Source organism: Pseudomonas helleri (assembly GCF_009600315.1).
In the GTDB taxonomy this organism is placed as follows: domain Bacteria; phylum Pseudomonadota; class Gammaproteobacteria; order Pseudomonadales; family Pseudomonadaceae; genus Aquipseudomonas; species Aquipseudomonas helleri_A.
The window spans coordinates 1-17218 of record NZ_WIWC01000044.1; the positions used below are offsets into that span (position 1 = coordinate 1).

The 17218-nt window shown below is 60.9% G+C and carries 20 protein-coding genes; 1 reads left to right on the forward strand and 19 read right to left on the reverse strand.

All coding sequences use genetic code 11. From position 1 onward, the window contains the following. Window positions 1-329 (reverse strand): DUF6124 family protein (locus GHN86_RS24120; RefSeq protein WP_416333495.1); only part of this gene is annotated, 329 nt, incomplete at its 3' end. Between the two features lie 244 nt (window positions 330-573). Between GHN86_RS24120 and GHN86_RS19815 the strand changes: the two genes are divergently transcribed. Next, on the forward strand, window positions 574-957 hold the full coding sequence (locus GHN86_RS19815) for a type II toxin-antitoxin system PemK/MazF family toxin (RefSeq protein ID WP_153381767.1): 384 nt from the start codon (window positions 574-576) through the stop codon (window positions 955-957). Window positions 958-1175: 218 nt separating this feature from the next. Here GHN86_RS19815 and GHN86_RS19820 read toward each other — a convergent pair whose 3' ends face one another. The 18 genes from GHN86_RS19820 to GHN86_RS19900 all read right to left on the reverse strand — a co-directional run bounded on the left by GHN86_RS19820 (window position 1176) and on the right by GHN86_RS19900 (window position 17215). Next, window positions 1176-1622 (reverse strand): excinuclease, encoded by a 447-nt coding sequence (locus tag GHN86_RS19820; protein ID WP_153381765.1) that lies wholly within the window; start codon window positions 1620-1622, stop codon window positions 1176-1178. Between the two features lie 52 nt (window positions 1623-1674). Beyond that, a complete protein-coding gene (locus GHN86_RS19825) occupies window positions 1675-2901 on the reverse strand; it encodes a beta-ketoacyl-ACP synthase (protein ID WP_153381763.1) in 1227 nt (408 codons plus the stop codon). Further along, window positions 2901-3629 carry a 3-oxoacyl-ACP reductase FabG gene (gene fabG / locus GHN86_RS19830; RefSeq protein ID WP_153381761.1) on the reverse strand — a complete coding sequence of 243 codons (729 nt, stop codon included), beginning with the start codon at window positions 3627-3629 and terminating at the stop codon, window positions 2901-2903. Before fabG ends, GHN86_RS19825 begins: the two co-directional genes overlap by 1 nt. After that, window positions 3622-4089 carry a hotdog family protein gene (locus GHN86_RS19835; RefSeq protein ID WP_153381759.1) on the reverse strand — a complete coding sequence of 156 codons (468 nt, stop codon included), beginning with the start codon at window positions 4087-4089 and terminating at the stop codon, window positions 3622-3624. Before GHN86_RS19835 ends, fabG begins: the two co-directional genes overlap by 8 nt. After that, the gene (locus GHN86_RS19840) at window positions 4086-5273 is read right to left on the reverse strand and encodes a beta-ketoacyl-[acyl-carrier-protein] synthase family protein (protein ID WP_153381757.1); all 1188 of its coding nucleotides are present in this window, start codon (window positions 5271-5273) and stop codon (window positions 4086-4088) included. The genes GHN86_RS19835 and GHN86_RS19840 overlap by 4 nt, the downstream gene beginning before the upstream one ends. Then, a complete protein-coding gene (locus GHN86_RS19845; protein ID WP_153381773.1) occupies window positions 5270-5728 on the reverse strand; it encodes a DUF3261 domain-containing protein in 459 nt (152 codons plus the stop codon). The genes GHN86_RS19840 and GHN86_RS19845 overlap by 4 nt, the downstream gene beginning before the upstream one ends. 71 nt (window positions 5729-5799) lie before the next feature. Further along, entirely contained in the window at window positions 5800-6528 is a 729-nt protein-coding gene (locus GHN86_RS19850; RefSeq protein ID WP_153381755.1) for a class I SAM-dependent methyltransferase, read from the reverse strand. After that, the gene (locus GHN86_RS19855) at window positions 6525-7772 is read right to left on the reverse strand and encodes an NAD(P)/FAD-dependent oxidoreductase (RefSeq protein ID WP_323369499.1); all 1248 of its coding nucleotides are present in this window, start codon (window positions 7770-7772) and stop codon (window positions 6525-6527) included. The genes GHN86_RS19850 and GHN86_RS19855 overlap by 4 nt, the downstream gene beginning before the upstream one ends. Continuing rightward, a complete protein-coding gene (locus tag GHN86_RS23920; protein ID WP_267129123.1) occupies window positions 7760-7894 on the reverse strand; it encodes a hypothetical protein in 135 nt (44 codons plus the stop codon). Before GHN86_RS23920 ends, GHN86_RS19855 begins: the two co-directional genes overlap by 13 nt. Next, a complete protein-coding gene (locus GHN86_RS19860) occupies window positions 7888-10203 on the reverse strand; it encodes an MMPL family transporter (protein WP_153381753.1) in 2316 nt (771 codons plus the stop codon). The genes GHN86_RS23920 and GHN86_RS19860 overlap by 7 nt, the downstream gene beginning before the upstream one ends. After that, window positions 10193-10963, reverse strand: a complete 771-nt coding sequence (locus tag GHN86_RS19865; protein ID WP_228385016.1) for an outer membrane lipoprotein carrier protein LolA — start codon at window positions 10961-10963, stop codon at window positions 10193-10195. Before GHN86_RS19865 ends, GHN86_RS19860 begins: the two co-directional genes overlap by 11 nt. Next, complete coding sequence (locus GHN86_RS19870; RefSeq protein WP_153387175.1) at window positions 10960-11385, reverse strand: acyl-CoA thioesterase; 426 nt, start codon at window positions 11383-11385, stop codon at window positions 10960-10962. The genes GHN86_RS19865 and GHN86_RS19870 overlap by 4 nt, the downstream gene beginning before the upstream one ends. Beyond that, the gene (locus tag GHN86_RS19875; RefSeq protein ID WP_153387178.1) at window positions 11378-12922 is read right to left on the reverse strand and encodes an HAL/PAL/TAL family ammonia-lyase; all 1545 of its coding nucleotides are present in this window, start codon (window positions 12920-12922) and stop codon (window positions 11378-11380) included. Before GHN86_RS19875 ends, GHN86_RS19870 begins: the two co-directional genes overlap by 8 nt. Next, window positions 12903-13841: a glycosyl transferase gene (locus GHN86_RS19880; protein WP_153381747.1), complete on the reverse strand. Its 939-nt coding sequence runs from the start codon at window positions 13839-13841 to the stop codon at window positions 12903-12905. The genes GHN86_RS19875 and GHN86_RS19880 overlap by 20 nt, the downstream gene beginning before the upstream one ends. After that, window positions 13838-14572 carry a glycosyltransferase family 2 protein gene (locus GHN86_RS19885; protein ID WP_153381745.1) on the reverse strand — a complete coding sequence of 245 codons (735 nt, stop codon included), beginning with the start codon at window positions 14570-14572 and terminating at the stop codon, window positions 13838-13840. The genes GHN86_RS19880 and GHN86_RS19885 overlap by 4 nt, the downstream gene beginning before the upstream one ends. A 179-nt stretch (window positions 14573-14751) precedes the next feature. Continuing rightward, window positions 14752-16422, reverse strand: coding sequence for an AMP-binding protein (locus GHN86_RS19890; protein WP_153381743.1), 1671 nt, complete (start codon window positions 16420-16422; stop codon window positions 14752-14754). Next, entirely contained in the window at window positions 16419-16964 is a 546-nt protein-coding gene (locus GHN86_RS19895) for a hypothetical protein (RefSeq protein WP_153381741.1), read from the reverse strand. Before GHN86_RS19895 ends, GHN86_RS19890 begins: the two co-directional genes overlap by 4 nt. Beyond that, window positions 16961-17215, reverse strand: coding sequence for an acyl carrier protein (locus GHN86_RS19900; RefSeq protein ID WP_153381740.1), 255 nt, complete (start codon window positions 17213-17215; stop codon window positions 16961-16963). Before GHN86_RS19900 ends, GHN86_RS19895 begins: the two co-directional genes overlap by 4 nt. Between the last annotated feature and the right edge of the window lie 3 nt (window positions 17216-17218).

Genomic DNA, 17218 nt, shown 5'->3' on the forward strand with positions numbered 1-17218 from the left:
ACAGACGCTTTCACCTGAGCAATCAAATGCACCACGGCCAACGCCACGTCGCGGTTAAGTCCTTGCAGATTATCGGCAGAGGCATACGCGGTCGCTAGGGCGCAGCGCAGCAATTCATGGGTGTGTTCGAGGGTTTGTTCGTAGTCGGGAGTGTGAGTCATGGTGCAGTTCCTTTCGTGAGTTAAGAGCTGACGCCATTTGCTTGCACACAAAGAGGGTGGCAGCTGTACGCGGGTGTGCAAGACCGGTCGAAAGGAACGCAATCCCGGCAGGTGCGAAGACCTCCCACGTACAGCCGCCATAAAGCTAAATAGGTGGCGGTGATCCATGTTCCTTACTCGATTCGAACTTGCACGTCCGGTCACCCATGGGGGATGACGTACCGAAGGCTATTGATCGAAAGAGGCAGGCGCAAGGCCAAAGGATTCTCTAGGAATCGTCCTTCAAAGGAAAGAGACCGCGCCCGCAGGCATTGTTACCGAGTGATAAAACAGGACATTCGCCGTCATACAACGACCTTGGAATGTTGAAACTAAAGCTGCGCAAAATCGCTTCTTTTTTCGGGTTCAGCCAATGTCCCTCCTCTATCAGCCGAAAGAAGGCAGTGTGCTTATTTGTGATTTCAGGGGCTTTGAAGTGCCGGAAATGATCAAGGTGCGTCCCGTTGTGGTCGTGCGTAAACACCGCACCAATCGTCAATTGGTGACGGTCATTCCCTTAAGCACCACCGAGCCACAATCCATGTTGAACCATCATCTTGAGTTGCAGAGTCATTTGCAGGGAGCGAGTCCTGTCTGCTGGGCAAAATGTGACATGGTGGCCACCGTTAGCCTGTCTCGACTGGACCGGATCAAAACCCGTGACAGACAAGGGCGTCGTATTTATGTGGTTTCACAACTTGAAACACATGAATTCATTGCCATCAAAGCCGCGGTTCGGTGCGCGTTGGGGTTGTGATGCACAGGCAGAAAACGATGAGCCGGAAAATAGACGGTTGCCTAATTTTTTGCTCGGCGCGATACTCGCCACGTTCCCGCAAGGGGCTTGTGAGACTCTGAGGATCCTGGGCAACCAGCCATCACAGAGCCGGGCAGACGCAGTGCGATGACAAGCCAGTCTGTTTGTGAATGAGGCGCCGAAAGGCGCCTTTGTCGTTTTTGAACGCTCTGTTTTTCTCACTCCACCTTCGTCAGATTCCCTTTCAGTGCCACGCCGGCAATCACTGCGCCTGCATGGCATTCGTAGGTTTTCGGATCTTTGCGTTCGTTCTTTTTGTAGTAGCTGGCGATGTCGGTGACGGCATTGGCGCCGACGTTTTTCGCCGCTTGATGCAAGGTGATCAACGCGGACTGCAACGCCCAGGAGCAGGCTTGATAGTCAGTTTTGTTAAAGGCATTGGTTTTTTTGTTGGTCACCACCCCCGGTGTGACGACGCTGGCTTTGCCCGCTGGCGTATTGCCCGCCAGGTAAAACTTGACGCTGCCATCAATCTTGCCGGTGCTGATGGCTTCGGTCACCACCTGATCAAACGGCAAAAATAGCGTCGTGTCGCGCGCCTGGCTAATGGCAGGCAGGGTGCCCAGTAGCAGTGCGGCGGCAGTTGCCAGAGTTTTGAATTGCATGGTGTCTCCTTGACGTTGGGGAAGAACAGCGTTGTTAAGGTTGATCGGTCACTCAAGACCAGCGGCGGAAAATCAACGACGTGTTGACCCCGCCAAAGGCAAAGTTGTTGTTCATCACGTAATCGTTATGCATCACCCGGCACTCGCCACGCAGGTAGTCCAGTTCGCCACAACGCGGGTCGACCTCATCGAGGTTGAGCGTGTGGATGTAGCGATCGCGGTTCATCATTTCGATGCTGAACCACGACTCCAGTGCCCCGCAGGCACCCAGCGTGTGGCCCAGAAAGCTTTTCTGCGAACTGATCGGCATATGCTTGCCAAACAACTCACTGGTGGCCAGTGTCTCGGCAATGTCGCCCTGTTCGGTGGCGGTGCCGTGGCCGTTTACATAGCCGATGGCCTGCGCGCCAATCCCCGCGTCTTCCAGCGCCAGTTCCATCGCCCGGCGCATGGTGCTGACCTCCGGGCGGGTGGTGTGCTGGCCGTCGGCATTGCTGCCAAAGCCGACGATTTCGGCGTGGATGTGCGCCCCGCGAGCCTGTGCATGCTCCAGTTCTTCAAGCACCAACATACCGCCGCCCTCACCAATCACCAGACCGTCACGGCCCATGTCATAGGGGCGTGGGCTGGTGTGCGGGGCGTCGTTTTTCAGGCTGGTGGCGTAGAGCGCGTCAAAGACCATCGCTTCAGTGGGGCACAGTTCTTCGGCGCCGCCAGCAAGCATCAACGGCAAACGCCCGAATTTGATCGCTTCGTATGCGTAACCAATGCCCTGACTGCCGCTGGTACAAGCGCTGGAGGTGGGGATCAAACGCCCGGTCAGACCAAAAAAGATGCTGATATTGGCAGCGGTGGTATGCGGCATCATGCGCACGTAGCTGTTGGCGTTAAGGCCATCGGCCACCGAGTTAAGCAGCATGTTGCCAAAGGCTTTGATTTCGTCGGTGCTGCCCGTGGACGAGCCGCAGGCCACGCCCATGCGGCCGTCGCGGATGATGGGATTGCCGAGCAAGCCCGCATCCTGCAACGCCTGTTCGGCGGCGCCCACGGCCAGCCGCGACACCCGGCCCATGCTGCGCAGTTGTTTGCGAGTCCAGTGTGTGGGCACCACGAAATCATCAATCGGGCCGGCCAGTCGCGTGTTGAGTTCGGTAAAACGATCCCACTCGTCCATGCGCCGGATGCCGCTGCGCCCGGCCACAAAATGCGCTTCGATGCTGGCCCAGTCACTGCCCAGCGAGGTGATGCCGGCCATGCCGGTGACGACAACGCGTTTCATCAGCACAGCCCTCCGTTGACGGCCAGAACCTGACGGGTGATGTAGCCCGCTTCGGCGGACATTAAAAAGTTAACGGCCCCGGCGACTTCTTCCGGGGTGCCCATGCGCTGGGCCGGGATCATTTTCATCAGTTCTTCTACGGGCACGTTTTCGTCGAGCATGGCGGTGTCGATCAACCCCGGCGCGACGCAGTTTACGGTGATTTTGCGTTTGCCCAGTTCGATGGCCAAGGCCTTGGCTGCGCCGATCAAGCCTGCTTTGGAGGCGCTGTAGTTCACCTGACCGCGATTGCCGATCAAGCCGGAAACCGAGGTGATGCACACAATGCGCCCGGCTGCACGACGCCGAATCATGGGCATCATCACCGGGTGCAATACGTTGTAAAAACCGTCGAGGTTGGTGCGCATCACCACGTCCCAATCGTCTTCGCTCAGGGCCGGGAAAGCGCCATCGCGGGTCAGTCCGGCATTGAGTACCACGCCGTAATAAGCGCCGTGTTGTTCAACGTCGGCCTCAAGCATGGCTTTGCATTCGTCGCGTTGCGACACATCGAACTGCAACACACGGGCATTGCGGCCCAAGGCGTGAACCTCAGCCATGACCGCGTCGGCTTCGCAGCGGCCACTGCGGCAATGCAGCACCAGATCAAAGCCGGCCTGTGCCAGGCGCAAAGCGATGGCGCGGCCAATGCCACGGCTGGAGCCTGTGACCAAAATGGACTCAGTCATGGCGGGTCTCCTCGGTTGTTTGAGTCAGGTACTGTTCAGGCTCAGGCGGTCGGAACACGTTCAGGCGGGCGCTGGCCTGGATGCCGGTGCCGGTGAGGTGGCACTCGAACACGCCCATGCCGTTGTCGTCTTCCAGCGAGCGTTGCGCATGGATACGCAGCTCGGCACCCAGCGGGAAGTGTTCGACGTTGCATTCAAACTTGCGGGTGCCGAGCAAAAACCCCAGTACCACTTCATGGCCTTGCGCGCGTGCGTGACAACCCGCAAACGCGGCCACACTTTGCGCCATCAATTCGACGCCCACCCAGGCGGGCAGGCTGCCGTCTTCACGGTTGAACAAGCCGCCGGCGCGTACCGTGAGGCGGGTTTCAATCTGTTCTTCATCAAACGCCAGCACGTGATCGATGAGGATCATGTCGCCAGCGTGGGGCAGCAGTTCGGCGAGCGGCCAATCAATCATGGGGCGTCTCCGATAATCAGGCTGACGTTATTACCGCCGAAGGCAAACGAGTTGCTCATCAGGCAGCGTTGTGGCGAGGCGGCGAGGGTTTGGCCGGGTGTGACCCAGTGCAGCGCGGGCAAGGTGGGGTCGGGCTGGCCATCCCACAGGTGCGGTGCCAGGGCATTGTCATGGGTCAGGCTGAGCCAGCAAAACGCCGCTTCCAGCGCACCGGCTGCACCCAGTGTATGGCCGGTCATGGGCTTGGTCGATGAGCACGGTACGCCCAAGGGGAATACCTGCGCGACCGCGTGGCTTTCCATCGCATCGTTGTGCTGGGTGGCGGTGCCGTGCAGGTTCAGGTAACCGATGTTGGCGGGATGTAAGCCAGCACGGTTCAGGGCTTTGTGCATGGCTTGAGCCGCGCCGCGCCCATTGGGCTCGGGCGCGGAAATATGGTGAGCATCGCTGCTGGCACCAGCGCCGAGCAGGGCGATCCCATGAGCGTCAGCCGGGTGTTTGCTCATGACGAACAGCGCCGCCGCTTCACCAATATTGATGCCGTGGCGGTTAGCCGAAAACGGGTTGCAGCGCTCGTCACTTACCGCGTCCAGTGCGCTAAAGCCATTGAGTGTCAGCGCGCACAAGCTGTCGACGCCGCCGCACAGCACCACGTCGCACAGGTTCAGGTCGAGCAGGCGTTGGGCGCTCATCAAGGCGCGGGCGCTGGAGGTGCAGGCGGTGGAAATCACATAGGCGGGGCCGCCAATGTTCAGCCAGTCCGCGAGAAAGGTGGCCGGTGCGCTGAGTTCTTGCTGTTGGTAATCGTAGTCGGCCGGGAACTGCTGCTCCTGCAAGTAATGGGCAATGCCGCGGCTGGCTTCGTCAATGCCCGAGGTGCTGGTGCCCAGGACAACGGCGATACGTTCACGGCCATAGCGCTTAATGGCCTGGTCGATGTCGTCGTGTATCTGCAAGGCAGCTTCGAGCAGCAACTGGTTGTTGCGGCTTTTTTGTTGATGGAGTTCAGCCGGGATGGCCGCCAGTTCGCCTTTGACGGCGCCGACGGTGAGCGAGCGCTCGGGCACCCAGCCGCTTTCGCGCTGCATGCCCGAGCAGTCGCCAGCAAACAGTGAGCGCGCCACGTCGTCAGGCCCACGCCCGAGCGAGCAAATCACCCCCAAGGCATTCAGATAGGTAGTCATGGCGCCGCCCCCAAGGGGCTGACGCGGTAATGCAGATCGCCTTTCATATCAATGCGAAACACCGACGGCTGCTGATACTGCACCTGCCAGCGTTTCGCCAGAAAGCGCAGGTCTGCTTCGGCGTTGGCTTGCGGATAATTGGCCTGCAATTCGTTCTTTGGAGTCAGGGCGAACAGCAGCGCGGCAAACAACTCACGGGCTTCGGGATTGGGCGGTAACAGACCGTCGGCGTGCCAGCGGCCGTCTTGCAGCAACTGTCGCGCCAGCGGAATGCCCAGCGGGTCCATCAGCGACCAGCGCAGTGCGGTGTCTTGTTGCTGAATCACCAGCAACCAGTCCTGGCGCTGCTCGGCCTGTTCGCGCTGGATATGCAGCTGCATCGGCAACGCCAGTGTGGGCGTTTGCCTGGGCAAGGGTAGGCTGGTGCAGCCGCTTATAAGCAGGAGCAATGCCAGGAAAAACCTGAAAACAGGCCTGCTGCGCACACCATCGCAGCCTGCGGCAGTGACTACAGCGGGTGTGTTGATCATTGCGGTAGGCCATTTAAAGGTTTGCGCGCCACCACGTTGACCAGCGTTTCTTCACGCTGGCCCACCGGTTTTGGCTTCAACAACCCTGCACGTTCCAGCAGGCCGAAGTCCTTGGAACGGCTCCACCACAAGTACGGGTACGAGACGTTCTGCGCCTCAAATTCAAAGCCCTGATCACGGATCATTTCCAGATACTGCGCGGCACTCTTCTGCACATGCATGGGGTGGCGGAACAACCAGCGAATCACCCAGGTGTCGATATAGGCTTCGGTGGATTCAGCGAACAGCAAATAGCCACCCGGTTTGAGCACGCGGTAGAACTCGGCCAGCGCCCGGTCTTGCTGCACCAAATGGTGAAAGGTCTGGTGGCAGAACAGGATGTCGACGCTGGCGTCCGGCACTTCCAGCTCGGCGCAATCGCTGCCGATCAGCTCGATTTCGATGCCCTGACGCTCCGCCTCTTCGCGGCTCATGCGCAGGCTCAGCGGGTCGGCATCCAGACCGATCAGGCGCTGCGGGGCAAAGGTTTTTTGCAGGTACTGGAACGATTTGCCCTGACCACAACCCGCATCCAGTATCACCGGCGCCTTGGGCAGTGGCTGGCTGAACAGGCTGCGCAAGTCGTTGATGGCCACCCGCAGTACGTGGTGTTGCCACGTGTGGCTGCGTAAGAACCAAAAGCCGAAACGGGTTTCTTCAACGTAGGTGTCGCTCAGAGGTTTCATGCGGGCTCCGTGGCGCAGATATCTGACAGCATGCGCAATCGGCGCTTGGGTTCGCTGACAAAGGGGTTGGTCTCGTCCCAGGCATAGCCGGCCAGAATCGAACTGATCATGCGGCGAATGTGTGGCTTGCTGTCAGGATGGTAAATCACGTCCTGAAAGGTGCCGGCATACCAGCCTTCGACGTAGCAGCGAAAGGTGTCGACGCCGCGCTTGAGCGGCTCGGCAAACTCGGTTTGCCAGTCCACCGTCTCACCTTGCAACTGGCGATGCAGCACCGCCGCGGCCATGCTCGCCGAGCGCATGGCAATGGTCACGCCCGAAGAAAACACCGGGTCGAGAAACTCGGCGGCATTGCCCAGCAGTGCGAATCCTGGCCCGTGCAGGGTTTTGACGTTGGCCGAGTAGCCACTTAGGGTGCGCGCAGGCGTGTCCCATACGGCATTGGCCAATACGCGCTGCAAGCTCGGGGTTTCGTCGATGAAACTGCGCAGGCAATCGTCGAGATTCTCACTGCGCCCGGCAAAGTGTTCGGCCGCCGCCACCACGCCAACCGAGGTGCGCCCGTTGCTGAACGGGATGCTCCAGAACCAGATGTCGCGCTGGGTCGGGTGGGTGGTGACGAGGATCTTGTTGCGATCAAAATGGGCGCAGTCGATACGGTCTTCGACGTGGGTGAACACGGCTTGGCGCACCGGGAAATTGGACGGTGCTTCCAAGTCCAGCAGGCGTGGCAGCACGCGGCCATAGCCGCTGGCGTCGAGCATAAAGTCAGCGTCTACCTGATAGCGACTGCCGTCTTCGCGTTCAATCGTCAGCAAGGGTTTGCCCGCTTCTACATCGGCGGCGATCACGCTTTCACCGTAGCGGATGTCGACGCCTTGCAAGGCCGCTTGATCCGCCAGCAACTTATCGAAGTCGGCGCGTTGCACCTGGAAGGTGGTGGGCTTGCCGTTACTGAACGTGTCTCCAAAATCGAAGGCACTGTACTGCTCGCCCCACGCGAAGGCCGCGCCGTTTTTGAGCTGGAAACCGGCCGCCTGCACAGCCTCCAGCATGCCGGCCTCTTCGACAAAGTCGAGGCAATGGGACAGCAGGCTTTCGCCAATGGAAAAACGCGGGAAGTGCTGGCGCTCAATGACCAGCACATCGTGGCCGTTGCGTTTGAGCAAGGCCGAGGCTATGGCGCCGGACGGTCCGGCACCAATCACCACCACCTGACGACGTTCCAATTCTATTCCTGACACAGGCGCTCCTTGCCGGGGATTACGGCAGACTTCAAAGGGGGTTTACTCATACCCGCCAACACCGGTAACAGCGTGGCGATGAGGCTCATCAGCATCAGTGGGATTACTGACTCGGTCAGCATGGCGTGTGCGCCTGTTTACCGGCCCACGGCGCGAGCATGAAACTGAACGCCAGCCCCAAACTCACCGACAGCCCGAAATTACTCACGGCAGGCGTGCTCGACACCGCCAGCAAGCCAAATGACAACCATGTGGTCAGCGCAGCCAGCAAGGTGCCGAGCAAACTCACGGCGGCGCCGCCGATTTGCTCGCGCATCAGGATGGCGTAATCGACGCTGATCGCCGTAACCAGCAGCAACCCGAACAGGCTGAACAAGGTTAATGGCTGACCCAGCCAGCCAAGGCTGGCAAGGCTGCACAAGGCGGCCAACAGCGGCAGGGCGACGATGCGCAGCGCGCCACCGAAGCCGAACGGGGCAATCAACAGCACAACGATCAGCACGCACGACAACATTTTCAACTCGGCGGCGCTGATTTGTGTGGCCGCAAACACCTTGTTTAAGTCGCCCAGACGATCCACCAGTTTCACACCGGGCAAGTCCTGCGCCTGCGCGCGTAACAGGCTGGCGTCATTCAAACCTTGCAGGCTGACCATGGCGGCGACGCCTTCGGGATTTTTGCCCAGCCAAAGCGCCCGCCAGGGTTCGGCCAAGGGGCCTTTCAGGGCGTCGTCGATGGACTGAACGGGCAAAGCTTGCAACTGCGTCAGCTCGTTTTGCAAGGCGCTTTCAGGCACACCCACGGCCAACAGCGGCTGCCAGTGTTGAGGCAACGCATTAAGTGCGGCGCGCAGGTGTTGCTGCTCGCCGGGCTGGCTGACCAATTGATCAAGGGCTAAAAACCCCTGCAATTGGCCTGCACCTATTAACGACTCAAGGCGCTGGCTTAGGGCGCTTTGGCGCTCCAGCAGCTGCTGCTCGTTGTCGGCGCGCACCAGAAAGAACTGGCTGGTGGGTTGATAGCCGGTGATGCGCGCAATGGCTTGCGCTTCGTTCATCAACTGCGCTGGCGCGCCGACCCACTGGCGGATGTCATTTTTGCTGGTCAGCTGCCACAAACCGGCCGCGCAAAAGATCAGCAGCCCTGCCAACAACGCAGGCGTCGGGACTTTTTTCAGCAGCGCCGCGCGCGCATCCAGCAGGCGTTGTGCGATGTGCAGCGGCCATTGCGCCGGGCGCAATTCGACGCCTTTGAGCAGCGCCGGCAACAGACACACGGCACTCAAATAAGCGCCGATCAACCCGGCCGCGGAGAAGATGGCGATTTGGGTCAGGGCCGGGAATGGGGTAAAGGCCAGCGCCAGATAACCGATGCAGCTAGTGGCCAGGCTCAGGCTTAGACCGGGCAAGGTCAGGCGCAAGGCGGCCCAGCTGCGCCACGGTTTCAGGCTCCAGCTTTTGGACAGGTAATGCAGCGGGTAATCCACCGCCACGCCAATCAGGCTGGAGCCCAGCACCAGCGTCATCACGTGCATGCTGCCAAACAGCGCGACACAGGCCACCGCACCAAACAGCATGCCCACCAGCACCGGAACAAAGGCCAGCAGCACGCGCCAGCGACGGAACGCCAGCAGTAACAGCAGAAGAATGCCCACGGTGGCACCGCCGCCCACCCAGGTGATTTCGCGAGTGGCTTGTTGTTGCCCGCTGGCGGCGTAGAGCAGGCCGCTGGCCGCGAGTAACTGCACGTCGTTGTTAGCCACCTGTTCACGGCTCTGCTCAAGCAGCTCGGCGACCCGCAGCGGCAGTTTCATATCGAACGCGTTGCCTTGGGTGCGGGCGCGCAACAGCACCCAGCTTTTGCCGTCTGCTTCGGCGATCAAGGTGCCGCTGCCAATGTCCAGTTGCACCGCGCCGCGTTGCGGCTGGCTGTTTTGGATGCGCCCGGTCAGGCCCAGCCAATCGTCCTGACTCGGCACCAGACTGAATCCGGTAAAGGGATCGAACAGCGCTTGCACCCGTTGCTGGATAAAGGCGTCGGGGTGTTCGATCAACTGTGTGCGGTCAGCGCTCGAGAGCATCGCCAAGCGCCCGCGCAGCAGTTGCTCACGCAGGGCCGGGAGGTCGGCTTGCAGGTTCCACTGGACCTTTTCAAACAGGCCGCTGGCTTGCCATTGCTCGCCCAATTGTTGAGCGGTGGCGATGGCCTGCTGGCGATCCGCGCTGCCCACCAGCACCAGCATTTCGCGGTTCAGGGGTTCTTGAATACGCTGCTCGGCGCTCAGCTCCAGCGCGTCGGGTGCGTCACCGGGCACCAGTTCCATCAGGTTGGCCGATAACGGCGCACCGTGGCGCCATTGCCAGCCGGCCAGCGCCAACACGGCCAGCAGCACAATCAAAAAAGCCCGTGGCAGCCAGCGTTCACTGCGCAAAATCGTGTTGCTCCGCGTCGCTCAAGGGTTGATTGCTGACACTGTTTTGCAGTTTCAGCAGGGTGCTGTCGCCTTGGGTTTCTTGCAGCTCGATGCGTTGAACCAACTCGCCGCCTTCAATGTTGATCTGATTGAACACTTGCTTGAGCAGCAGCGAGCGTGGGGTCAGGGTGAGCGTCCAGCGGGTGGGTTCGCCTTGCAGTTGCAGGTCGAAATCCCGTTGCAGGCCGCTGCTGTCGCCTTGCAACACGGCGAGGAATAAACGGTTCTGTTCGGCACCGGCACTTTTGCCGGGGAGCATCTGCCACTGCGTGCCGTTGCGTCGGGCGATGCCTTGGGCGGTGATGCGGTAATCCTGTTGCAGCGGGGTTTTCAGTTGCCAGAGCAGGCCGTGGTCTTTGGCCAGCACAAAGGTGCCGGTACTGGTCAGCGGTTTGGGCAGGGCGCGCAGGTGTTTTTCTTGCGTGAACTGGCCTTGGATCACGTGGGGTTTGGCCAGTTGGTCGCTGAGCTGTTGCAGGTCGAAGGCGTGGGCCAGTGGGGTGAACGCCAGCAGTACGGTGAACAGGGCTGCGAGACGTGTGCGGGCTTTACCCTCACCCCAACCCTCTCCCAGAGGGAGAGGGGGCTGATGTGTGGAGTGGCGGACATTTCGACAGTCAATGAGTGGGAGCTGACATGTGGAGGGGCTGAAATCACCTCGGTCAGTCCCCTCTCCCTCTGGGAGAGGGCTAGGGAGAGGGGCTTTTGATCTGTTCATGAAAGCACCCGCTCAACCGCTTGAACAAAACACCCAGGCGAAGCCAATTGCATCTCCCGGCTCTCAATTTCAACCGCCACCTGCACCGTCACCGCCCGAGTCAAACGCTCGCCCGTGACCGCATCGGTAATCAGATAATTAATCTTCAAGCGGTTCTCCCATTCCACCAGACTGGCGCGCACGTTGATCCGCTGACCAAACGTCGCCCCGCTCACATAGCGCAGCTGCATGTCGATTACCGGCCACGCATAACCCGCTGCAAGCATTTGCCTGTAGTTATGGCCGATATGGTCGAGCAGCGCGCAACGCGCCACTTCGAGGTATTTGACGTAATGCCCGTGCCACACCACGTGCATGGTGTCGATGTCGAAAAACGGCACCAACACTTCGGTATCAACGTGCAGTACGCCTTTGCTACGCATGCAGCCTCCAGTGTTGTTGGGCAATTCGGCTCAGGCACAGGCGCAGTTCAGCTTCCAGTGCACGGTCTTCGACCACGGGCGGGAAGTCTTTGCCCAGTTCGGCGTGCATCTGCGCCAGCGCAGGCGGCAACGGGCGGGCCTCTTCGACACGGCTGCGCAGCCACACGCCTTGGTTGGCGGCCAGCAGGGTGGCGGCCGCCACTTGTTCAGTCAGTTCCAGCACACGGATCGCATCACGGGCGGCAATGGTGCCCATGCTCACTTTGTCCTGGTTATGGCATTCGGTCGAACGCGAGAACACGCTGGCCGGCATGGTGTTTTTCAGGGCTTCGGCAGTCCAGGCACTGGTGCCAATCTGCACGGCTTTAAACCCATGATTGAGCATCGCCCGTTCTGCGCTGGCGCCCGACAGGTTGCTCGGCAGGCCGTGGTTGTAACGCACGTCCACCAACAGCGCGAGCTGGCGGTCGAGCAGATCGGCAACGTTGGCCACCAGAGTCTTGAGGCTGTCCATCGCAAAGGCGATATGGCCACCGTAGAAGTGTCCGCCATGCAGCACGCGTTCTTCTTCGGCGTCGATGATCGGGTTGTCGTTGGCGCTGTTGAGCTCGATTTCGATAAACCCGCGCAGCCAGTTCAGGCTGTCGGCCAGTACGCCCAGCACGTGGGGCGCGCAGCGCAGCGAGTAACGGTCTTGCAGGCGATGCAGCGGCGCGGTCGGGGCGTCGATGGCCAGATCCTGACGCAGCCAGGCGGCCACCTGCATTTGCCCCGGATGCGGCTTGGCGGCGAACAGGCGCTCGTCAAAGTGCTCGGGGTTGCCTTGCAGCGCCACGACATTGAGCGCGGTGATGCGGGTGGCGAGTTTGAGCAGGTAGTCGGCGCGGGCATACGCCAAGCAGGCGAGGCCGGTCATCACGGCGGTGCCGTTCATCAGCGCCAAGGCTTCCTTGGGCCGCAGTACCAGCGGCGTCCAGCCCAGTTCGCGGTGTACATCAGCGGCAAAACGACGTTCACCCTTGAATATCACCTCACGCTCACCGGACAAGGTTGCAGCCACGTACGACAGCGGTGTCAGGTCGCCGCTGGCGCCGACCGAGCCTTCTTCGGGAATCAGCGGCAGCACGTCGTGGGCGAGAAAATCGTGCAGGCGCTCCAGCAACTCGACACGTACGCCCGACACGCCGTGGCACAGCGACTGCAAGCGCGCGGCAAGCACGGCGCGGGTGGCTTGCGCGTCGAGTAACTTGCCCAGCCCGCAACCATGAAAGGTGTACAGATGACGCGGCAGCGCTTCGACGTGCTCCAGGGGCACGGCCACCACGCACGAGTCGCCGTAGCCTGTGGTCACGCCGTAGATCACCCCTTCTTTATCCAGCAACGAGTCGAGGAAACGCGCGCCCTTGGCGATGCGCTCGCGATACTCGGCGTCGTCTTGCAAACGGCTCGGTGCTTGACGATTGGCCACTGCCAGCACGTCTTCAATACGCAGCGGGGGTTGGCCGAAGGTTACTGGCTCATGCGGATGCGTCGTCATCGGTCTTCCAGAAAGGGTAAAAATTAAACCACTGTTGCGGCGCTTGAAGGCAGTAATGCCCGAGCCGTTCGGCGTAGCGGCCAGCCCAATGGGCGATGACCTGATCGCGGTCGCTGCGCCGCCACACGACGGCCTCTGCGAAGGGTTCGAGGATGACTCGGTAACGGCCTTCGCGTTTCAAACAAAACATCAGATTGACCGGGCACTTGAGTAACCCGGCCAACAACCATGGGCCTTGCGGAAAGGCAGCAGGCTGGCCGAGAAAATCGACCCGCACCTGACGCCCGCCTTGCAGGGGCACGCGGTCACCGGCAATCGCCAGCCACTCGCCGTTTTCCAGGCGCTGATTGAGTTGCAGCATGACGGCGGGGTTGAGCTCGCTGACTTGAATCAGGCGTAAATGGCTGGCCCCGGCTTCGCCCAGCAGGCGATTGAATTGCTCGGCGTGCTTGGTGTGTACCAGCACGTTCATGGTGACTTTTTCGCCCAGCTCGGCGAGGGCGCGGCACACCTCAAGGTTGCCCAAATGAGCACCCACCAGCATCTGCCCGCGCTCAGCACGCAACTGATTGCGCAGCAGGGCCGGGTCGATGATGTCGATGTCTTCGATCTTGAGGCGGCCGTTCCACACGTCGAGCTTGTCGAGCAAGGCGTCGGCAAACGCCATGAACTGGCCAAATACCCGGCGGCGGGTGGGGCGCAGGGCGCTTTGCCCGCTCCAGTCGGCCAGCCGCTGCTGGTACTGCCCAATGCTGCGCCGGGCGCGGCCACCGAAGACAAAAAAGTACAGCACGATGCCGTACAGCACCGGGCTGAGCAGGCGACGCCCGAGCAATTTGACCCCGAATGCGGTGAGCTGCATCAGCCGCAAATTGCCACGTTCCTTGTGATCAGCCCAATGTTGTCGAGGTTCGCTCATGCCTGCCAACGCCTCCAGAGGATGCTCGGCAGGCGCACCAACATGCCGAAAAACAGCTTCGTGTGCATGCTGCTGATCAGCGCGTTGTCATGCCACAGGCGAAAATGCGACAGCCCGTCCTGTGGGTAATGCACGCGGGTCGGCAGCCAGCGCATGGGCTGATTGCGCCAGGAGAGTCGCACCAAAACTTCGGGGTCGAAATCCATGCGTTTACCCAGCTTGACCGAGCTGATCAGCGCCAGGGTCGGTGTCAGCGGGTAAATGCGAAAGCCGCACATGGAGTCGGGGATTTGCAGCGACAGGCTGTTGATCCACACCCACACGTGGGTCAGGTAGCGTGCATACAACCGGCCTTTGGGCACGCTGGCGTCGTACTGTGGATAACCGCACACCAGCGCCTCGGGGTTGCGCTGCGACACCTGAATAAAGGTGGCCACGTCGCGCAAGTCGTGTTGACCGTCGGCGTCCACTTGCAGCGCATGGGTAAAGCCCAGACGCGAGGCTTCGCGCAGCCCGGCCATGACCGCGCCGCCCTTGCCTTGATTGACGGCCAGACGGATCAGGTGGATGTGTTCACCTTGCGCCAGTTGTTCGAGCACCGCTGCGCAGGCGGGGCTGCTGGCGTCGTCCACCAGCACGCAAGGCAAGCCAGCGGCGAGCAGGGCATCGACCACGGCGGGCACGGCGGTCTCATGGTTGTACACCGGGATAACGGCGCAGGGGTTATACATGAGAAGAAACCTCCAGACCGTTATGGATTTTTCGTAGCAGCTGCCGAAGGCTGCGTCCGGTGGCGTAGCCGCCGTAAAGTCCGGCGCCTCGGTGTGTCAGGAAAATCGTGCAAGCCGGTTTACGATTGCTTCGCAACCGGACGCAGCCTTTGGCAGCTGCTACGGGCAGGCGGTGGGTGTTATCCACGGGCCTCCTCCAGCACGATACGGCCGCTGGCGCACGCCGCCGTGGCGTTGCGATAAGCGAAGTGCAATTTGCTGCGTTCGCGATCAAAGCGCAGGGTCAGTTCAATGGCGTCGCCGGGACGCACCAACTGCTGAAACTTGAGCACTTCCATCCCGGCAAAGCGCGGCGGCAGGTCAAGCACTTGCTGGCCCAGCGTCATTGCCCACTCCACTTGCACCACACCTGGCAATACCGGGGTTGTGGGGAAGTGGCCACTGAAGTAAGCCAGATCCGGCGGTATCGACAGGTTGAGTGTCCACAGGCCCGCGTCTTCACGCTGGCTCATCACTTCGGGCAGCTTGGGGCGGGGTGCGAGCAGTAAGGCATCGACCTGCGCCTGAGGCAGTTTGCCCTGGCTGTTAAGGGGTAAGTTACGCAGCAGGCGCCAGCGACGTGGCAAAGCCAAAGCTTCGCAGTGGTCGCTCAAATGCTGGCGCAAGGCTTGAGTCAGCGCCCGGCGGCCGTGTTCGCGCAAGGCATACAGACCGCTGTCGCTGAGCACCAGCAGCGCACCCAGCGACGCCCGGTTTTCGTGCACAACGCCCAGTCGGGCTTCCGCCACCCAGTCGTGGTGGGTCAGCGCGAGTTCGAGCATGGGCAGGGAGATGCGCTTTTCTTCGAGTTTGACGATACGGTCAAGGCGCCCGAGCAACTCAAAGCGTCCGTCAGCCTCAATGCGGGCCGCGTCGGCCGTGTGTTCGACATGACCGATCGGCAAGTAGGCGGAGGTGATGCGCAGGGCGCCGTCGTCGCTCTGGCTCAGTTGCACATCGACAAACGGCTGCCAAAGGGTTTGCCCCTGACGCCAGGCGATGCCGCCGGTTTCGGAGCTGCCGAAGATTTCAGTGGGCCATTGGCCTAAACGCGCGTGCAAGGCCTGCCCGGCCTCGGCGGGTAATGCACCGCCCGAGGAAAACACCCGCTGCACGGCGCTTAAGGCAGGCCAGTCGAGGTTGTCAGCCATGCGCTTGAGCATGGCGGGGCTGGCAACCCAAGCAAATGAAGGATGTTCACGGCTGGCGCGTTGCATGTCCTCGGGAAAGGCCAATTGTGTGCGCACAAAGCTTCGGCCCGCACACAGCGGCCACAACACGCGGAACAACAACCCGTAGATATGCTGTGCCGCCACACTGGCGATGATGCAGGCAGTGCCCAGTTCGGCCCCCCACAGCTGTTCCAGCGCGTTCACTTCATTGGCCATCTGGCGCAGGGTTTTGTCGATGCGCTTGGGCTCGCCGCTGGAACCCGATGTACACAGGCTCAGGTGGCAGGTGTCCAGGTTCAGTTCGGCGGCGTTTAATGGCGCATCAAACAAGGCTTCGAGTGCTTGCGTTGAAGTTATCCACAGGTCGACCTGCGCGTCCCAGCGTTGGCGGGTTTGGGCTTGCAGGTCGGCGGGTAATAACACGCTGACCCCGGCCCGCCAGGCGCCCAGCAAGGCAATCGCCAGCTCAGCGGCATCCTCCAGGTGGATCGCCACGTGTTTGATCGCGCGTCGTTGCAGCCCTCCCGCCAGCCGCAAAGCCTGTTCGCACAGCCGCGCATGATCCAGTGCCGGATCAAAAGTTACGGCACGCTCTGCGTGCCCCTTCAGCACCAAGTGCTCAAGTTTTATCCAATTCATGCCCGGCCTCTTACCTGTTGCCGTATCAGCCATTCAATGGCAAACAGCAGCCCCATCAACCCGTAGGCGATCAGGCCGTTGTACAGCGTCCACCAGCTCAGCGGTGCCCAGAGGGTCAAACTGGCCGCGACCAGCCCGTTGAGCAGGAAAAACAGGCACCAGACTTTGGTCACCTGCCGTGTGTAATGAATCGCAATGTCGGGCAGCTCCGGTTCGCGCAACCGGGCCAAACGCTCAACCATCGGCGGGCCGAAACGCAGGCTCAGGCTGAACAGGCTGAGCATAAAGCCGCTGATCAGCACCGGGTACCAACGCAGCAAGGCCGGGCTGTTGAACAGTGCCAACAGTGCGCAAAACACCAGCGCGACTACGGCCATCCACAGGCCACCGGGACGTCGCTCGCCCGTCAGCGCGCGGCCCAGCCACAGACCGCCGAGCAGCAGTGCAAACTGCCACGGGGCGAAATGGGCCATGCCGAAATACACCGCAAAGGGGTACAGAACGCCCGCCAGTAACAAGCCCAGGCTGATCAGCCGGCTCATTCGACGGGATGAACCAGACGGTAAACCGCCTCAACCACATCGTTGACGGTACGTACCGATTTGAATTCGTCAGCGGCGATTTTTTTGCCGGTTTTACGTTTGATATGGTCGATCAGGTCGACCGCGTCGATGCTGTCGATTTCCAGATCTTGATACAGATTGGCGTCCAGGGTGACGCGCTCGGGTTCCAGCTCAAAAAGCTCGACCAATGCGGTACGCAGGGTATTGAAAATGTCGTCGCGGGTTTGCATGGT

What these genes read in the sequence shown, in the direction of transcription:
- GHN86_RS19840 (WP_153381757.1), bottom strand. Translation starts at nt 5,273, where the DNA reads ATGACTACCTATCTGAATGCCTTGGGGGTGATTTGCTCGCTCGGGCGT.
- GHN86_RS19900 (WP_153381740.1), bottom strand. Translation starts at nt 17,215, where the DNA reads ATGCAAACCCGCGACGACATTTTCAATACCCTGCGTACCGCATTGGTC.
- GHN86_RS19885 (WP_153381745.1), bottom strand. Translation starts at nt 14,572, where the DNA reads ATGTATAACCCCTGCGCCGTTATCCCGGTGTACAACCATGAGACCGCC.
- GHN86_RS19865 (WP_228385016.1), bottom strand. Translation starts at nt 10,963, where the DNA reads ATGAACAGATCAAAAGCCCCTCTCCCTAGCCCTCTCCCAGAGGGAGAG.
- GHN86_RS19835 (WP_153381759.1), bottom strand. Translation starts at nt 4,089, where the DNA reads ATGATTGATTGGCCGCTCGCCGAACTGCTGCCCCACGCTGGCGACATG.
- GHN86_RS19870 (WP_153387175.1), bottom strand. Translation starts at nt 11,385, where the DNA reads ATGCGTAGCAAAGGCGTACTGCACGTTGATACCGAAGTGTTGGTGCCG.
- GHN86_RS23920 (WP_267129123.1), bottom strand. Translation starts at nt 7,894, where the DNA reads ATGCTGACCGAGTCAGTAATCCCACTGATGCTGATGAGCCTCATCGCC.
- GHN86_RS19880 (WP_153381747.1), bottom strand. Translation starts at nt 13,841, where the DNA reads ATGAGCGAACCTCGACAACATTGGGCTGATCACAAGGAACGTGGCAAT.
- fabG (WP_153381761.1), bottom strand. Translation starts at nt 3,629, where the DNA reads ATGACTGAGTCCATTTTGGTCACAGGCTCCAGCCGTGGCATTGGCCGC.
- GHN86_RS19895 (WP_153381741.1), bottom strand. Translation starts at nt 16,964, where the DNA reads ATGAGCCGGCTGATCAGCCTGGGCTTGTTACTGGCGGGCGTTCTGTAC.
- GHN86_RS19875 (WP_153387178.1), bottom strand. Translation starts at nt 12,922, where the DNA reads ATGACGACGCATCCGCATGAGCCAGTAACCTTCGGCCAACCCCCGCTG.
- GHN86_RS19890 (WP_153381743.1), bottom strand. Translation starts at nt 16,422, where the DNA reads ATGAATTGGATAAAACTTGAGCACTTGGTGCTGAAGGGGCACGCAGAG.
- GHN86_RS19825 (WP_153381763.1), bottom strand. Translation starts at nt 2,901, where the DNA reads ATGAAACGCGTTGTCGTCACCGGCATGGCCGGCATCACCTCGCTGGGC.
- GHN86_RS19850 (WP_153381755.1), bottom strand. Translation starts at nt 6,528, where the DNA reads ATGAAACCTCTGAGCGACACCTACGTTGAAGAAACCCGTTTCGGCTTT.
- GHN86_RS19820 (WP_153381765.1), bottom strand. Translation starts at nt 1,622, where the DNA reads ATGCAATTCAAAACTCTGGCAACTGCCGCCGCACTGCTACTGGGCACC.
- GHN86_RS19815 (WP_153381767.1), top strand. Translation starts at nt 574, where the DNA reads ATGTCCCTCCTCTATCAGCCGAAAGAAGGCAGTGTGCTTATTTGTGAT.